At 71.2% G+C, this 15,836-nt stretch carries 15 protein-coding genes and 1 tRNA gene; 9 read left to right on the forward strand and 7 right to left on the reverse strand.

Annotated features, from left to right (window positions below):
- Nucleotides 1-39: 39 nt before the first annotated feature.
- Both WCD58_RS15620 and WCD58_RS15625 read right to left on the reverse strand, forming a co-directional pair.
- Nucleotides 40-267 (reverse strand): hypothetical protein, encoded by a 228-nt coding sequence (locus WCD58_RS15620; protein ID WP_337703981.1) that lies wholly within the window; start codon nucleotides 265-267, stop codon nucleotides 40-42.
- Nucleotides 264-467 (reverse strand): helix-turn-helix domain-containing protein, encoded by a 204-nt coding sequence (locus tag WCD58_RS15625; protein ID WP_337703982.1) that lies wholly within the window; start codon nucleotides 465-467, stop codon nucleotides 264-266. The genes WCD58_RS15620 and WCD58_RS15625 overlap by 4 nt, the downstream gene beginning before the upstream one ends.
- Before the next feature lie 198 nt (nucleotides 468-665).
- Here WCD58_RS15625 and WCD58_RS15630 point away from each other — a divergent pair, with 198 nt between their 5' ends.
- Together WCD58_RS15630 and WCD58_RS15635 are read left to right on the forward strand one after the other, a co-directional pair.
- Complete coding sequence (locus WCD58_RS15630; RefSeq protein WP_337703983.1) at nucleotides 666-1,409, forward strand: XRE family transcriptional regulator; 744 nt, start codon at nucleotides 666-668, stop codon at nucleotides 1,407-1,409.
- A gap of 4 nt (nucleotides 1,410-1,413) precedes the next feature.
- Nucleotides 1,414-1,884 (forward strand): NUDIX hydrolase, encoded by a 471-nt coding sequence (locus WCD58_RS15635; protein ID WP_337703984.1) that lies wholly within the window; start codon nucleotides 1,414-1,416, stop codon nucleotides 1,882-1,884.
- Here the strand turns inward: WCD58_RS15635 and WCD58_RS15640 are convergent.
- The 3 genes from WCD58_RS15640 to WCD58_RS15650 all read right to left on the reverse strand — a co-directional run bounded on the left by WCD58_RS15640 (nucleotide 1,875) and on the right by WCD58_RS15650 (nucleotide 4,169).
- Complete coding sequence (locus tag WCD58_RS15640) at nucleotides 1,875-2,438, reverse strand: HD domain-containing protein (RefSeq protein WP_337703985.1); 564 nt, start codon at nucleotides 2,436-2,438, stop codon at nucleotides 1,875-1,877. The genes WCD58_RS15635 and WCD58_RS15640 overlap by 10 nt on opposite strands.
- Before the next feature lie 61 nt (nucleotides 2,439-2,499).
- Nucleotides 2,500-3,990 carry a tyrosine-type recombinase/integrase gene (locus tag WCD58_RS15645; RefSeq protein ID WP_337703986.1) on the reverse strand — a complete coding sequence of 497 codons (1,491 nt, stop codon included), beginning with the start codon at nucleotides 3,988-3,990 and terminating at the stop codon, nucleotides 2,500-2,502.
- A gap of 105 nt (nucleotides 3,991-4,095) precedes the next feature.
- A tRNA-Lys gene (locus WCD58_RS15650) sits at nucleotides 4,096-4,169 on the reverse strand.
- Between the two features lie 539 nt (nucleotides 4,170-4,708).
- Between WCD58_RS15650 and WCD58_RS15655 the strand changes: the two genes are divergently transcribed.
- Together WCD58_RS15655 and WCD58_RS15660 are read left to right on the forward strand one after the other, a co-directional pair.
- Nucleotides 4,709-5,272 (forward strand): hypothetical protein, encoded by a 564-nt coding sequence (locus WCD58_RS15655; protein WP_337703987.1) that lies wholly within the window; start codon nucleotides 4,709-4,711, stop codon nucleotides 5,270-5,272.
- Between the two features lie 377 nt (nucleotides 5,273-5,649).
- Nucleotides 5,650-6,438 carry an ArsR/SmtB family transcription factor gene (locus WCD58_RS15660; protein ID WP_337703988.1) on the forward strand — a complete coding sequence of 263 codons (789 nt, stop codon included), beginning with the start codon at nucleotides 5,650-5,652 and terminating at the stop codon, nucleotides 6,436-6,438.
- A 21-nt stretch (nucleotides 6,439-6,459) separates the two neighbouring features.
- Here WCD58_RS15660 and WCD58_RS15665 read toward each other — a convergent pair whose 3' ends face one another.
- A complete protein-coding gene (locus tag WCD58_RS15665; RefSeq protein WP_337703989.1) occupies nucleotides 6,460-7,521 on the reverse strand; it encodes a PHP domain-containing protein in 1,062 nt (353 codons plus the stop codon).
- A gap of 88 nt (nucleotides 7,522-7,609) precedes the next feature.
- Here WCD58_RS15665 and WCD58_RS15670 point away from each other — a divergent pair, with 88 nt between their 5' ends.
- The 5 genes from WCD58_RS15670 (at nucleotide 7,610) to phoU (ending at nucleotide 14,901) form a co-directional block, all read left to right on the forward strand.
- Nucleotides 7,610-9,208 carry a Rieske 2Fe-2S domain-containing protein gene (locus WCD58_RS15670; protein WP_337703990.1) on the forward strand — a complete coding sequence of 533 codons (1,599 nt, stop codon included), beginning with the start codon at nucleotides 7,610-7,612 and terminating at the stop codon, nucleotides 9,206-9,208.
- A 5-nt stretch (nucleotides 9,209-9,213) separates the two neighbouring features.
- Entirely contained in the window at nucleotides 9,214-10,332 is a 1,119-nt protein-coding gene (gene dusB, locus WCD58_RS15675; protein WP_337703991.1) for a tRNA dihydrouridine synthase DusB, read from the forward strand.
- Nucleotides 10,333-10,599: 267 nt separating this feature from the next.
- Nucleotides 10,600-11,505: a GGDEF domain-containing protein gene (locus WCD58_RS15680; RefSeq protein ID WP_337703992.1), complete on the forward strand. Its 906-nt coding sequence runs from the start codon at nucleotides 10,600-10,602 to the stop codon at nucleotides 11,503-11,505.
- 170 nt (nucleotides 11,506-11,675) lie between these two features.
- Nucleotides 11,676-14,012, forward strand: coding sequence for an LCP family protein (locus tag WCD58_RS15685; protein ID WP_337703993.1), 2,337 nt, complete (start codon nucleotides 11,676-11,678; stop codon nucleotides 14,010-14,012).
- 232 nt (nucleotides 14,013-14,244) lie between these two features.
- Complete coding sequence (gene phoU, locus WCD58_RS15690) at nucleotides 14,245-14,901, forward strand: phosphate signaling complex protein PhoU (protein WP_337703994.1); 657 nt, start codon at nucleotides 14,245-14,247, stop codon at nucleotides 14,899-14,901.
- Between the two features lie 147 nt (nucleotides 14,902-15,048).
- Here phoU and pstB read toward each other — a convergent pair whose 3' ends face one another.
- Nucleotides 15,049-15,825 carry a phosphate ABC transporter ATP-binding protein PstB gene (gene pstB, locus WCD58_RS15695; RefSeq protein ID WP_337703995.1) on the reverse strand — a complete coding sequence of 259 codons (777 nt, stop codon included), beginning with the start codon at nucleotides 15,823-15,825 and terminating at the stop codon, nucleotides 15,049-15,051.
- Nucleotides 15,826-15,836 lie beyond the last annotated feature (11 nt).

Here is a 15,836-nt window from a genome sequence, read left to right on the forward strand (position 1 = left end):
TCTCTCGGCCACGCGGCCTTGAGCGCCCTGTCCGCCCGCCTAGCCGCCAGTCGGCGCTTCCGAGGCGCCCTCGAGGGCAGGCGTCGTGGCCTGATCGACCGCCGACATCAACCCGCCGATCGCGCCCGGCAGACCCTGCCCAGCCGGGGTACCAATGAACAGCACCAGCGCCACGAGAGAGAACACGACGGCACCCGCGGCAGACCGCGTCTTCGCGCAGATGAACGCGCCTAGGATTGCGAACAGAATCAGCAGGCCGACGCTCATGACCGGCCCCCTCGGAGAACGCCGAGCATGGCGGAGTCGCTGTCGGATCGCTCGGCGGTCGCCTCCTCGACGAGTCCATCGATGACAACAGCGGGGATCAGAAGGCGACCACGAATACGGATCGCCCGCAGCTCGCCGGAATTGATCGCTCGGTACACCGTCATGCGCGACATCTTGAACATTGCGGCGACCTCGGCCACGTCGTAGAACGTCGGCGCTGTCGCAGTCCTCTCGTTGAGTGTCACATCGTCCTCCGAAGCTCCTCTGTGCTCACCGAGTAGCGGCGAGGCAACGCAAGAGTGCGGAAAGAGCAGGGGACGCCTACACCATCAGGCGGGACAACTAGGGACGTCTTCGCTAGACTAAAGTCGTCCCTCGGCAGGGCCTGGAGGTCAGAGATGGCCAACGAACGTCTCCGTGACGCGCTGATGCATGCGGGGCACTCGACCGCCACAGCCGCCGACGAGGTCGGGGTCGACGCGAAAACCGTTGAACGCTGGCTCACGCAGGATCGGGTGCCGTACCCCCGTCATCGCGGTGCTCTGGCGGCGCTCGTCGACCGGAGCGAGTCGTACCTGTGGCCCGACGCCTTACCGGCTCAGCGACAGAAGAAGGCCGCTACCTCGGAGATCGTCGAGGCGTTCCCGCACCGCAGCGACGTGCCGCTCCGGCTATGGGATGACCTGCTCCAACGGTCCTCAGCGCGGATCGACGTGCTCGTGCACGCCGGGCAGTTCCTCCACGAGCGCGCAGGCTTCATCTCCACGGTGAAGGCCAAGGCAGAGGCCGGCGTCGACGTCCGGATCGCGTTCGGTGCACCCGAGAGTGCCGCCACCGAGCTCCGCAGCACCGAGGAGAGGCTCGGTCCCGGCGTCCTGGGGGCCCGCATCCGGTACGGCCTCGCGAGCTACCGACCGCTCCGCCACACCGCCGGTGTCGAGTTCCGCTTCCACGAGACGACGCTGTACAACTCCATCTTCCGGTTCGACGATGAGATGATCGTCAACATGCACGTCTTCGGCGTTCCGGGTCCGCACGCTCCCGCGATGCATCTCCGCAAGCTGGCGGCGGGCGATGTATTCGACACCTATGAGCGTAGCTTCGTGGCCGTGTGGGAGCAGTCGAAGCCGGCCGAGTGGTAGTGGCGTGGCCAGGACCGACCACTTCGAAGACCCGAACGCGCCGCGCCCGAACAGCATCGTCATCGCAGTAAGCACCTTCGTCCTCGACGAAGACGAACGACTGTTGATGATTCGCCGGACGGACAATGGCTTCTACGCCCTACCGGGCGGCCGCCACGAGCTCGGCGAAACGATGACCGAGACCGCGGTTCGTGAGACCGAGGAGGAGACCGGGATTTTTGTCGAGGTGACGAGCCTCGTCGGCATCTACTCGAACCCGGATCACGTCCTCGCCTACGACGACGGCGAGGTCCGCCAGGAGTTCTCGATCTGCTTCCGAGCCCGGGCGGTCGCTGGCGCGCCACGGACCAGCGATGAGTCGAGCGAAGTCGTGTGGGTGCCTCGCGACGAGCTGGCCGGCATTGACGTCCATCCATCGATCCGGCTCCGGATCGATCACGGCTTCACCACCGACGCGCCGCCGTACTACACCTGATCTGCGAGACCGACGGACGCGAGCCACTCCCGAGAGCGCCGGACCGCAGCTCGGCGTTCGTCCATGCCGGCGTCGAGCGCTCGCGTCACGTAGTGGTCGGGGCCGTAGCGCTTCCTTACCTCGGCCATGCGGTCCTCGAACTCGAGGTCAGCCCCGTCCGGCCCGGTGGTCATGTCGCAGTACCAGAGCAGGTCGCGAGTCAGAGTCCGCTCGTCGTCGAACTCCGCGAGCTGCTCGGAGACCCCGAACTTCTGAGCCTCCGCCCAGGCCGATGAGTGGAAGGCGACGAGGGCGACGATTCGCGGTGGCGCCCCCAGCTCACGGAGAAAACGGGCCCCATCGAGGGGGTGGAAGCCGGTGATCGCCAGGTCCGGCGCGTACCCCACGTCGTGGGCCCAGGCCGTCGCCTCGAGAAGGTCGCCGTCTTGGCCGAGTTCCCGCGCGATGCAACGAGCCTTCTGCGCCACCGCGATGACGTGAGCCCAACGACGCGGGATCGACTCCGCGAGGAGTCGCTGCGCCAGATCTTCCGCGTCGGCCGGCTCGAGGCGCACCCGGGCAGCCTAGACATGGCGCGGTGAGATCGTGGGAGGTCCATCCTCGCTGTGCGTGAGCTCAAGGCAGGACGCGTGCACCGCGTCCGGTTGTGACCTGCACGTAGGCCCATGCTTCAAGCAGCTTCACGGCCCGTTGGACGGTGGAAACCGAGATGCCGCGCTGTTCGGCGAGCCGAGGCAGCGATGGCAAGAGCTCGCCGACGGGCCAGTCGCCGAGCTCAATCTCCTCAGCCAGTGCGTGAGCAAGGATTTCGTACGGGTGCACCGGTTCGGAGTCCGGCCTGACCCGAGATGTCGTCTTGGGTCGTGGAGGCATGCGGGAGAAGAGGGTCGAGGAGGCGCGCTGGTCAGATTCGGACACCCATGCGGTGTAGACGCGAAGCGTCGTCGACCCTCCTCCCCCGTGCCCGAGCCGGCCAGCGACGGTGCGGACGTCGACGCCCCCGGAGATGAGCTCGGTTGCGGAGTAGTGACGCAGTTTGTGGATCGATGTCTTGATCCCTAGGCGCGCAACGAGCTTTGCGTATCGCTGCGACACGGAGTCGGGCAACAGGTGAGAGGAGCCGTCGGGCACTCGCGAGAAGACGAAGGACTCATCGGGGAGGTCGATGCCAACCGCGACCGAATGCGCCTTGCACCGTTCGCGATGAGCGAGCAAGAGCGCGACCGACTCGTCGTCGAGGGCAAGGCGCCGCTGCTGATGAGACTTGGTGTCCTTCTCCCACCGCTGCTGGCCCCGTTGCCCGATACTCCGCGCCAACGTGAGCGTTCCGCGCTCGAGGTCGACATCTCGCCACCTCAAGCTGCAGAGCTCACCCCGCCGCAGCCCGGTCACCATCACGAGCCATACGAGCAGGCCCCAATCGGGGTCCTTCCACGCTTCGTTGAGGATGCGCGCGGCCTCATCGGGCGAAGGCGGCGTCGGGTTCGGCTTCGGGGCCGTGGGCGGCTCAGCTGAGTCGATCGGGTTCGTCGAGATCCAACCCCATCGAACTGCCCGCTTCAGGGCGCCGCTGAGGACGAAGTGAATCTGGCGCACGCTTGAGGAGGCCAGCGGTCGACACACATGGGCTCGACACCGATGGTCACAGGTGTGCTCCCGCCCGGTGCGGTGGTCGAGGCGGGGTCGTCGGTCGCAATGGGCTCGGCATCGCCTGAGTTCCGCGTAGAAGGAGTCGAAGACGTTCCCATCGAGAGCGCCGACCTTCACCGAGCCAATGAGGGGCCGGATGTGGTTGTCGGCGTAACCCACGTACGTGCCGATCGTGCTCGTCTCCCGGTCGAGGACCTCGAAGTACTTGTCGAGCATCTGGTTGACCGTTGCCGCGGTCCGAGGGCTGCGGCGCTCGTCGAGCTGCGTCCCGAGCCGGCGCGCGGCCTTCTCCGCTTCCCGAGCAGCACGCGGACCGGGCGGAACGACCTCGCGCAAGTACATGCGACGGCCAGTGACTGGGTCAGTGCCAGCGAAGAGCGACACGCGCAACGAGCCGCTCGGCAACTCCTCGATCGTCCCTCGCCGGGCGCTACGCCGGCCCCTCCCCGCGGCCATGACGTGGAGAGTACAGCGCGCTGTGCTCCACGATCTGCTCCACGAGAGTCGCGCGGACCCCTGTCGATAGGGTCCGTTCGACTCATAACCGCAGGACGAGATGGGTGGGCCCCGTGGGACTCGAACCCACAACCAACGGATTAAAAGTCCGTAGCTCTGACCCATTGAGCTAGAGGCCCCGGCGACCACGGTGAGCCGCAGGACGAGCGTAGCCGGGCGACGCGGCAGAGCCGTCAGGAGCAGGACAAGCGCACCTCGTGTTGGTCCGTTCAGCGCATCGATCGTGGCGTTCGGCGAACGCCTCCGCCCGTCCGGAGGTCGGTGCGCTGCGTGTCCGGAGCCCCACTCGGTGCAGTCGGCGATCACTCACCGAGGGAAGCGGTGTGACGACCAGCGCGGCCGGGACGCATGTCGTCGCTGGTCAGGGACCTGTATCGAGATCCGGTTCGGCCGCGCGGCGAAACACGCCGGGACGGCACACCGGGTGACCGTCTGACGCAGCGTCACCGAAGGTCACCGTCGGGTCACTGTCGTGCGGCGGTGAGGAAACGAGTACGAACAGCGGGTACCGGAGGTCCCGCCTCCGGGACGCACGACCGATGCGGTGGGTCGAGCCTCCCCGATCTCGACGCCTCGCCTGCCGTGACGGTCACCCGCGGGCCCCGACCGAGCGCTTGACCCCTCAGGCGCGCCGGCCGCACCGAGAGGAGCCACCGGCATGTCGATGGCAGTGGTCATGTCCGAGATGCCCGACGTCTGGCGCAAGGTGCTCGCCGAGCACGTGCCGGACGGGCAGCAGAACTGTCGCGAGTGCTTCCAGGGCGGGTCCCGGGCGAGCTGGCCGTGCCAGACGTACCGGATCGCGGAGGAGGCGAAGTGGGTCGCCGAGGGCGGTCTGCCCGGCACCGGCCCGCACGGCCCCGGGCCGAGCCGCACCCGCATCAGCCCGCCGGACCCGCAGCCCGGCTCGTCGCCCGACTCCCTGCTCGGCTCGTCGTCGGCCCTGTCGGGGCCGTCCCCGGATCCCCTGGGCCGGCACGACGACCCGCTGCTCGGCGGCACGCCGCGCCCGGAGCCCACGCTCACCACCGGCGACCGGCCGCTCTCGACGTTCGCGTCGTCGTTCGACGCCTCGTCGTTCGACGACCGCCCGCTCGGGGGCGACCCGCTCGGGGAGACGCCGGGCGCGATGACGGGTGAGCGGCCCTACGGGTCGACCTTCGACGCGCCCTACGGCTCGTCCTTCGGCATCGACGACCGGATGCACGCCTCACGCTGGTAGACGAGGCCCCTGGAGACAGGCAGGCCCCCGGAGCTGCTCCCGTCCGACCCGGCTGATGCCGGGCGGATCGGGCCCCGACTGGACGAATGTCGGGAAGCTCCGGGGGCTGGTGTCCTGCCTGGATTCGCTGGCCGCCCTGCCGCGGGATCATCGTGCCCGCGGACCGGCCATTCCACGGCCTTCGAGCAGCTAGCTGACGGACACCTCACGAGTCCTGTCGTTCTTCAACGCTGGACCACCTCCTCTCCCGTGTACGTCCCAACGTAGGCGCATGGAGATCACCCCGCAAACGCCTTTGGACAGCCGCCGTTGACAGGCAACCGAGCGGTTCCCTATCGTCGGATGGGCAACCTGATGGTTGCCTGAGCGGAGTGGTGATGGACGAGGTGTTCCGCGCCCTCGCCGACCCGAGTCGGCGGGCCCTGCTCGACGCGCTGCGCGACCGCGGCGGCCAGTCGCTGCGCGAGCTCGGCGAGGGTCTGGAGATGACGCGCCAGGCCGTCGCGAAGCACCTGGGGGTGCTCGAGGACGCGGGCCTCGTCGTCACCTCGTGGCACGGGCGGGAGAAGCACCACCACCTCAACGCCGCGCCGATCAACGACGTCGCCGACCGGTGGATCCAGCGGTACGACCGGGCGCGGGCGGAGGCCCTCGCCGATCTCAAGACAGCGCTCGAGGAGACCGAGATGTCCGACGACTTCGTCTACGTCACCTACATCCGCACGACGCCCGAGAAGCTCTGGCAGGCGCTCACCGACCCGGCGTTCATCACCCGCTACTTCGACGGCGGCGGGCCCGCCTCCGACTGGATTGTCGGCTCGAAAGTGCTGTGGTCGATGCAGGGCGAGGACCACCACGACTGGGACCAGCACGTCCTCGAGGCCGACCCGCCGCGGCGGCTGTCGTACAGCTGGCACAACTACCAGCCCGAGATGGCGGAGATGTTCGGGTGGAGCGACGAGCGCCTCGCCGAGCTGCGGCAGGAGAAGATCTCGAAGGTCACGTTCGACATCGAGCCGGCGGGTCAGGCCGTGAAGCTCACCGTCACCCACGACGACTTCGCGCCCGACAGCGAGATGCGCGCGGGGGTGTCGCAGGGCTGGCCCGGCATCCTGTCGAACCTCAAGTCCCTGCTGGAGACGGGCGAGGTCGCGGTCACCGAGTGATCGTGGCCGATTTCCTGACGTTCAACGTGAGCGTGGCCGCCACGCTGACTCACCCCGGGAACGCCAGGCGGCGAGGTCGTCGGCGGAGCGGGTGTTGACGATCCGGTCCACCGGCACCTCGCACTCCTCGGCGCGTTCGGCGCCGTAGGGCTGCCAGTCGAGCTGGCCCGGGGCGTGGGCGTCGGTGTCGACGACGAACTCGCAGCCCGCCGCGAGGGCCTGGCGCAGCAGCGGGCGCGGGGGGTCGAGGCGCTCCGGCCGCGAGTTGATCTCGACGGCCACGCCGTTCTCGATGCACGCGTCGAACACCGCCTCGGCGTCGAACGTCGAGGGCGGGCGCGTCCCCCGCCCGCCGGTGACGAGGCGCCCGGTGCAGTGCCCGAGCACGTCGACCAGCGGGTGCGACACCCCGGCGACCATGCGGGCGGTCATCAGCTCGCTCGGCGCCCGGAGCTTCGAGTGCACGCTGGCCACGACGAGGTCGAGCTCCTCCAGCAGGTCGTCGGGCGCGTCGATGTCGCCGTCCTCGAGGATGTCGACCTCGATGCCGCGCAGCAGGCGGAACGGCGCGAGCTCCTCGTTGACCTGGGCGATCACGTCGAACTGACGGCGCCGCCGCTCAGGGGTGAGGCCGTTGGCGACGGTGAGGTTCTCGGAGTGGTCGGTGAGCACCATCCACTCGTGCCCCAGGTCGCGGGCGGTGCGGGCCATCTCGAGGATGTCGCTGCCGCCGTCGGACCACGTCGAGTGCGTGTGGCAGTCGCCGCGCAGGGCGGCCCGGATCGCCGCGCCACCGGCGACGGGCTCGGTGTGGCGGGCCTCGAGGTCGGCGAGCGTCGTCGACGTCCCCCCGTCGAGGATCTCGGTGACGACGGCGGCGGTCTTCTTCCCGACGCCCTTGAGGTCGGTGAGGGTTCCGGAGCGGGCCCGCGTGGCAACCTCGTCGGGATCGAGCTCGGCCAGCCGTTCGGCCGCCGAGCGGTAGGCCTTCACCCGGTAGGTCTCGGCCCGCTCGCGCTCGAGGTAGAAGGCGACGGCGCGCAGTGCGGCGATCGGGTCACCGTCGACGGGGAGGGCGGTCACGTGGTCAGGGATACCCCACCCGGAGCCGCCGTGGGCCACAGCACCACGGACAATCGGTGGTGAGCACTGTGATGGAGGTGGTCTGCTCGTGCGGGTGACCGGAGTCGGGCACGCGGGAATGCGCTTCGAGACCACGGGCGGCAGCGTGCTGTGCGACCCGTGGACCAACCCGACGTTCTTCGCGTCGTGGGTGCCGTTCCCGGACAACACCCAGCTGGACTGGGACGCGCTGGGCGACTGCGACTACCTCTACGTCTCCCACCTGCACCGCGACCACTTCGACGCGGCCAACCTGCGCGACCACGTCTCCAAGGACGCGCGCGTCCTGCTGCCGGACTACCCCACCGACGAGCTCGAGAACGAGCTGCGCGAGCTGGGGTTCAAGCACTTCGTGCGCACCGAGACCGGCGTCCCGCAGGAGCTCGACGGCGGCCTGCGCTTCATGATCACGTCGCTGAAGGGCCCCGGTGACGGGCCGATCGGCGACTCCGCGCTGTCGCTGGACGACGGCACCGCGCGCGTCGTCAACCAGAACGACGCGCACCCGCTCGACATCCCGAAGCTGCTCGAGTTCGGCGCGTACGACGCCCACTTCACGCAGTTCTCCGGCGCGATCTGGTGGCCGATGGTCTACGACCTGCCGAAGGCCGCGAAGCGCGAGTTCGCGCGCCGCAAGCGCATCGGCCAGGAGGACCGGGCCATGCGCTACATCCGCGAGGTCGGGGCGCCGCACGTCTTCCCGACCGCCGGCCCGCCCTGCTTCCTCGACGACGACCTGTTCCGGTGGAACGCGCTGGGCTACGAGGGCGTCGAGGGCGAGTCGATCTTCACGGACCAGTGGGAGTTCCTGGGCCGGATGCGCGAGCTGGGCCACGAGGCCGGGTCCGATCAGCAGGGCCACCTGCTGCTGCCGGGCACCACCGCCGAGATCGGCCACGGCACCGTCGAGGACCTCACGCACCCGCTGCCGGACGCCGAGGTCGAGACGATCTTCCTCGACAAGGAGCGCTACCTGCGCGACTTCGCCGAGCGCGTCCGCCCGGCGATCGACGCGCAGAAGGCGTCCTGGTCGGCGCCGCAGCCGGACATCCTGCGCCAGCTCAAGGAGTGGATCGAGCCGCTGATGAAGCGCGCCGACCACATGTGCGACGGCATCGGCGGCCCGGTCCGCATGGACCTGCAGGGAATGCCCGGGGACACCCCCGGCGTCGACTCCGACGGCACGCTCTCGCTGGCGTTCGACTTCCCCGCCCGCGAGATCCGCGTCTGGAACGGCGAGCAGGCCCGCTACCGGTGGGGCGTGCCGGCCACGCTGGTGCAGACGAACATCGACACCGGCGAGGTCGACTGGTCGAACTCGCTGTTCCTGTCGGTGCGGTTCACCGCCACCCGCGTGGGCCAGTACAACGAGTACCTCTACACGTTCTTCAAGTGTCTGTCCGAGGAGCGGATGGACTACGTGGAGAACTGGTACGACGCGCAGAACGACGACGGCCGCGACATCGAGCTCGACGGCTGGCGCGTGCAGGCGCGGTGCCCGCACCTGTCGGCCGACCTGTCGAAGTTCGGCTCGGTCGACGGCGAGGTGCTGACGTGCTCGCTGCACAACTGGAAGTTCAACCTCCGCACCGGCCGCTGCCTGACGTCCGCGGGTCACGAGATCCGCGCGGAGAAGCTGGGAGAGTAGGAAGCGTGCTGCGCATCGGTCCCCTCGAGCTGCCGACGCCGGTCGTGCTCGCGCCGATGGCGGGCATCACCAACGTCGCGTTCCGCCGCCTCTGCCGCGAGCAGGGCGCCGGGCTCTACGTCTGCGAGATGATCACCGCGCGGGCGCTGGTGGAGAAGCACCCCGGCACCGCGGAGATGATCGCCTTCGACGCGGACGAGAAGCCGCGCTCGATGCAGCTCTACGGCGTCGACCCGGTGACGATCGGGCGCGCGGTCGACCGCATCGTCGACGAGGACCTCGCCGACCACGTCGACCTCAACTTCGGCTGCCCGGTCCCCAAGGTCACCCGCCGCGGCGGCGGGGCCGCGCTTCCGTTCAAGCGGCGGCTGTTCGGCTCGATCGTGCGCACGGCCGTCGAGGCGGCGTCGCGGGGCGGGCTGCCGCTGACGGTGAAGATGCGCGTGGGCATCGACGACGACCACGTGACGTTCCTCGACGCCGGCCGCATCGCCGCCGCCGAGGGCGCCGCGTCGGTGGCCCTGCACGCGCGCACGGCGTCGCAGCGCTACTCGGGGCACGCCGACTGGGACCGCATCGCCGAGCTGCGCGACACGCTGCCCGCGACGACGCCGGTGCTGGGCAACGGCGACATCTTCGCCGCCTCCGACGCCGTGGCGATGATGGAGAAGACCGGGTGCGACGGGGTCGTCGTCGGGCGCGGGTGCCTCGGTCGGCCGTGGCTGTTCGGCGAGCTCGAGGCGGCGCTCGCGGGACGCCCGATCCCGACTCCGCCCACCCTCGGTGAGGTCGCCGCGGTGATGCGCCGGCACGTGGAGCTGCTCATCGCCCACCACGGCCACCACAAGGGCGTGCGCGACTCCCGCAAGCACATGTCCTGGTACCTGCACGGGTTCGCCGTCGGCTCGGAGCTGCGCCGCGAGCTCGGGATGATCGACGGCCTCGACCGTCTCGACGAGCTGCTCGCGAAGCTCGACCACGACCTGCCGTTCCCCGCCGACGCCGACGGCCCGCGGGGACGCCAGGGCTCGCCCGCGCACGTCACCCTGCCCGAGGGCTGGCTCGACGACCCCGAGGACGACACCGTCCCGACGGCCGCGGACGTCATGCACAGCGGCGGCTGACGCTACTCTTCGTGCTCGGTGGCGCCGGCCTCATCACGGCAGGCACCCGCTGTTCCCGCAGGACCACCGGCGCGGGCGACTCAAGGTGGGCCGAACGGGTCGGCGCCTGATGCTTCTACGCAGCGTCACCTGCGCCGGACGATTGAAGTTGCGGGCGACGCGGGGAATGACCGTTACATCGCGGTGATCGGGGGCGACACTAGAGGCGGGACGGAGGTGGTGTGTGTGCGGCTGGTCGGGTTGCTCCACGGACGTGGGAGCACGGCGGTGACAACCGCCGAGCCGTCGCGCACCGAGAACGCCACGAACGTCGAGACGTCCGTCACCTGCGGTTTCCCCACCAAGCCCATCGTCGGGCTCGAGGCCGTGCCGTCCGGGGACACACCCGGCGAGGACCGGACCGACCAGGCGCGGGCCCACGAGGCCGCCGCGGAGGTCCTCGCCGACCGGGGCGACTGGCGCCGCGCGTACCACCACCTCAAGGCCGCCGTCTCCCTCGTGCGCGACGAGCGGGCACTCCCGTCGGGCGTGCCCGACCAGTTACGCGTCGAGGTCGACCGTCTCCGGCGCGAGCGGGCGGAGGCGCGCGAGCAGAGCCGCCGCGACAGCCTCACGGCGACGTGGAACCGGCGCTACCTCGACGAGCGGCTCGGCACGCTGCGTGATGGCTCGCACGGCGGCGCGGCGTGCGTCGCCCTCGCGGACGTCGACCACTTCAAGGACGTCAACGACACCCACGGCCACGCGCTCGGCGACGAGGTGCTGCGGCGTCTCGTCGACCTGATGAGCGAGGGACTGCCCGAGGACGGCTTCTGCGCCCGCTACGGCGGCGAGGAGTTCGCGCTCGTGCTGCCCGGGGTCGAGCCCGCCGAGGCGGTCCGCGTGTGCGAGGAGGCCCGCGCCCGCGTCGACGCCCACCCGTGGCACGAGATCGCCGAGGGGCTGCGGGTGACGGTCAGCGTCGGCGTCGCCTGCCTCGACGCCTGCGACGGGGGCACCCCGCAGTCGCCGGGGCTCGACGCCGCCGACGCCCTGCTCTACGTCGCCAAGCGCGCCGGCCGGAACGCCGTCGCCTTCCGCGACACGGCCGACGGCGAGGTGCGCCTGGCGGGCGCCGCCGGTGGTCGGCGCGGCATCGGCGCCGCCGTACGCCGGGCGTTCCCGTCCGCGTGACGGTCTGAGCCGAAGCTGAACGTTCGGGGGTGGATCGTGTCCCCCGGTCGTGTGGCGACCGTTGTGTCCGAGTATCTGCGTGGCGTAGTGGGGTCGACGCCGAACTCACCGGTACGCGCCGTAGTATCCGCCTGCTGACGTCCCCGGCCCGTGGATCCTCGAGGAGTTGCGTGACCGACGACCGCGCCGGTGACCCGGTCCGGGGCTCTCGCCCCGCGACGACCGGTTCCGACGCGGTCCGCACGTCCACCCTCGGCGGGCCCGCCTCGGCACCCTTCCGGATCCCGGTCGCGACGCCCTCGTCCCGCCGCCCGACGATGGTGCGCCTGACGCGCCGGACGGGCCCGCGGTTCGGGCTGCGCCCGCCCGGGTCGGCGCTCGTGACCGCGCCGACGTCGACCTCGTCGACCTCCTCCTCCTCGTCCGCCGGCGGATCGCCCGGGACTCCGTCGTCGGGCATCCCCTCGCCCGCCGCCCCGGCGCCGCCGTCCACCCGCGGGCCCGTCGACGCGGTCACCCTGCCGGCGGGCCGCGTGCCCCGACAGGTCGTCACGCCCGGGCCGGAGGCCCCGGAACCCCGGCCCGACGCGGTGCCCGAGCCGCCCCCGGCCCGCCCGCGCGTCGGGGGACCGCACGGGAAGCCACCGGGGAAGCCGGTCGCCGGTCCCGCTCCCACCGTCGGCGCCGGGACTGCCGCGCCGCCGACCGGCCGGGCGCCTGCGGGCGCCCCTCCGGCACCGGCCGCACCCGCACCCGCCGCGGCGTCGCCCACGGCCAAGCAGGTCCTGCCCCTCGCCGTGACGTCCGTCCCCGCCGGGGCGTCGGCGGCGGAGGAACCGACCCCCGCGAAGCCCTCCGAGCGCTCGCGCGGCGAGGACGACCCCTCGCCGTCGTCGGATCGCCGTCGCCCCGCGGCCGAGGCCCGGGCGGGCGAGGCCGACTACGCCGCGACGTCCGCGGTGGTCGCGGCGGCGGGCGCCCGCCTCGCGACCTGGCGCCGCGGCTGGACCGGCGCGCGCGTGATGCGGTTGCTGACCGCGACGTGCGCGGTGCTCGTGGTCGTGGTGTGCGGGCTGGGGTGGGGCGCCGCGTCGTGGGTCGAGGCCGCCGTCCGCCAGATCGGCGCGCTCGACCCGAACTCGCCCGCCATCCAGGACGCCGCCGCGCAGGCCGGCGACCAGAACTTCCTCGTCGTGGGCTCGGACAGCCGCGCGGGCGCTCCGCCCTCGGAGGACGCGGGCGACACCGCCGACGTCCCGGGCGCCCGCACCGACACGATCATGATCGTGCACGTCCCCGAGGACCGCTCGGGTGTCACGGTCGTCTCCTTCCCCCGCGACCTGGAGATCACCCGGCCCGCCTGCGAGCGCTGGGACCCGGTGAGCGGCGCGTACTCCCCCGAGATGCTGCCGCCGACCCCGCGGGTCAAGCTCAACTCCGCGTACGCGGCCGGCGGTCCGCGCTGCGTCACCCGCGCCGTCCAGGAGCTCTCCGGGCTGGCGATCAATCGCTTCCTGGGCGTCGACTTCCAGGGCTTCCAGGGCATGGTCGACTCGGTGCGCGGCGTGCCGATCTGCGTCGAGCGGCCGGTGCGGGACTCGGTGCTGGGGCCGATCGTCACGCAGGCCGGTCCCACGGTGCTCACCGGGCAGCAGGCCCTCGACTACGTCCGCGCCCGCCACGTCGAGGGCGACCCGTCCAGCGACTACGGCCGCATCCAGCGCCAGCAGCGCTTCCTCGGGGCCCTGCTCCGCTCGGTGCTCTCGGCAGGCACGCTGCTCGACCCGGGCCGGCTCAACGGTCTCGTCGAGGCGATCTCCCGCTCGACGTTCGGGGAGAACATCGGCTCCGACCAGCTGCTCACCCTGGCGCAGTCGTTCGGCAGCCTCGACCCGCGCGCGGTCACCTTCGTCACCGTGCCCACGACGGGCATCGCCAACGACCGGGGCAACGAGGTCCTGCGCCCCGTCGAGGAGCGGGCGCTGTTCAGCTCGATCATCGAGGGCCGCCCGCTGCCGGGGGCGCCGGGAGCTCCCGGTGCGCCGGCGGCTCCGCCGGCGCCGGCGCCGGCCCCCGTCGACGTCCGTCTGGTCGACGGTCGCTCCCCCGCCGACGACGGCTCCGACGAGCGTTCCGGCGACTCGGACGACGGCGACTCGGAGGACGGCGGCTCCTCCTCCGGCGGCTCGGGCCCGTCCGCCTCGTCGATCGCGGAGCGGCTGCGCTCGGCCGGCTTCGGGGTGGTCACCGACGACAGCGGTTCCTCCGCCGGCGCCCGCGGCACGACGATCCGCTACTCGCCCGACCAGGCGCTGGCGGCGCAGACGCTCGCCTCCGCGGTGCCGGGCGCGACACTCGAGCCGACGTCGTCCGGGAACGGGACGCTGACCCTCGTCCTCGGCGACGACTTCGACGGCCGCGTCCGCTCGGGCTCCGGCCCCTCGGGCGCCACCCCCTCGGCGCCGGTCAACCCGACGATCACGGCCGCCGACGCCTCCTGCGCCTGACGCCGGTGTCAGCGGGGGCCCACCGCTGACGTCGAGCGTCCGTAGCGCCACCCGCTCGCCCCCATGTCAGCGGCGTGGCGTCGCTGACGTCCAACGTCCGTATCGCCACGCGCTCGCTCCCCGCGGAAGCGACGACCGTCACGCCTCTGACGAGGGGTTTCCCCGATCTCGTTCATCCCTGGTTCACGCAGCGGTCGGATGCGCGTCCGCGGATCCGCGTAGGTTGCGGCGTATGCGCGCGGCCTACCACGAGAAGCTCGACGCCCTGTCCGGCGAGCTGGCCGAGATGTCCCTCATGGCCGGCGAGGCCATGAAGAAGGCGACGAGCGCCCTCCTCGAGGGCGACCTCGACCTCGCCGAAGAGGTCATCTCGGAAGACAACAAGATCGATGCCCTGCGCAGCCAGGCCGAGGAGCAGGCGTTCGGGCTCCTCGCCCTGCAGGCGCCCGTGGCCGGTGACCTCCGCTCGGTCATCGCCGCCATCCACTCCGCAGGCGACCTCGAGCGGATGGGCGACCTCGCCCTCCACGTCGCGAAGGCGGCCCGCCGCCGCCACCCCGCCAAGGTCCTGCCCGACGACGTCACCCCGTACTTCGCCGAGATGGGCCGGGTAGCGCTCGACCTCGCCCAGGACGCCCGCCAGGTCATCCTCACCCGCGACGTCGAGCTCGCCTTCACCATGGAGTCCGACGACGACGCCATGGACGACCTGCACCGCCACCTGTTCACCCTGCTGCTGAGCAAGGACTGGCCGAGCGGCGTCGCCCCCGCCATCGACGTGACCCTGCTGGGCCGCTTCTACGAGCGGTTCGCCGACCACGCCGTCGCCGTGGCCCGCCGCGTCGTCTTCATGGTCACCGGCAAGATGCCCAACACCCCCGAGGCCTGAGCCTCCCCGCGACCACCGAGAGCCCCTCCCGCCGCGTGTGGGAGGGGCTCTCTCGCGCGCACCCCCGGCGACGACCGAAGGGCCCCTCCGGTCGGCTCTACCGACCGGAGGGGCCCTTCGCTCAGAACGTGCGGGGCGGCGTGATGCTCAGCCGAAGCGGCCCGAGATGTAGTCCTCGGTGGCCTGCTCGGTGGGGTTCGAGAAGATCTTCTCGGTGTCGTCGATCTCCACGAGCTTGCCCGGCTTGCCGGTGGCCTCGAGGTTGAAGAACGCCGTCTGGTCGCTCACCCGCGCAGCCTGCTGCATGTTGTGGGTGACGATGACGATCGTGTACTCCTTCTTGAGGTCCGCGATGAGGTCCTCGATCGCCAGCGTCGAGATGGGGTCGAGCGCCGAGCAGGGCTCGTCCATCAGCAGGACGTCGGGCGCCACCGCGATCGCGCGGGCGATGCACAGACGCTGCTGCTGACCGCCGGACAGGCCGCCGCCGGGCTTGTCGAGCCGGCCCGAGACCTCCTTCCAGAGGTTCGCGCCGCGCAGCGAGGCCTCGCAGACCTCGTCGAGCTTCTTCTTGTCCCGCACGCCCGAGAGCTTCAGGCCCGCCACGACGTTGTCGCGGATGGACATCGTCGGGAAGGGGTTCGGGCGCTGGAACACCATGCCGATCGTCTTGCGCACGGCGACGGCGTCCGAGCCGCGGGCGTAGATGTCCTCGCCGTCGAGGAGCACCTCGCCGTCGACGCGGGCGCCGGGGATCTCCTCGTGCATGCGGTTGAGCGTGCGGAGCACGGTCGACTTGCCGCAGCCCGACGGTCCGATGAAGGAGGTGACGCTGCGCGGGGCGACGGACAGGTTCACACCCGCCACGGCGTGGAAGTCGCCGTAGAAGATGTCGACGTCTTTGAGGTCGAGACGCTTGGCCACGGGGATTCCCT

The organism is Actinomycetospora flava (genome assembly GCF_037400335.1).
In the GTDB taxonomy this organism is placed as follows: domain Bacteria; phylum Actinomycetota; class Actinomycetes; order Mycobacteriales; family Pseudonocardiaceae; genus Actinomycetospora; species Actinomycetospora flava.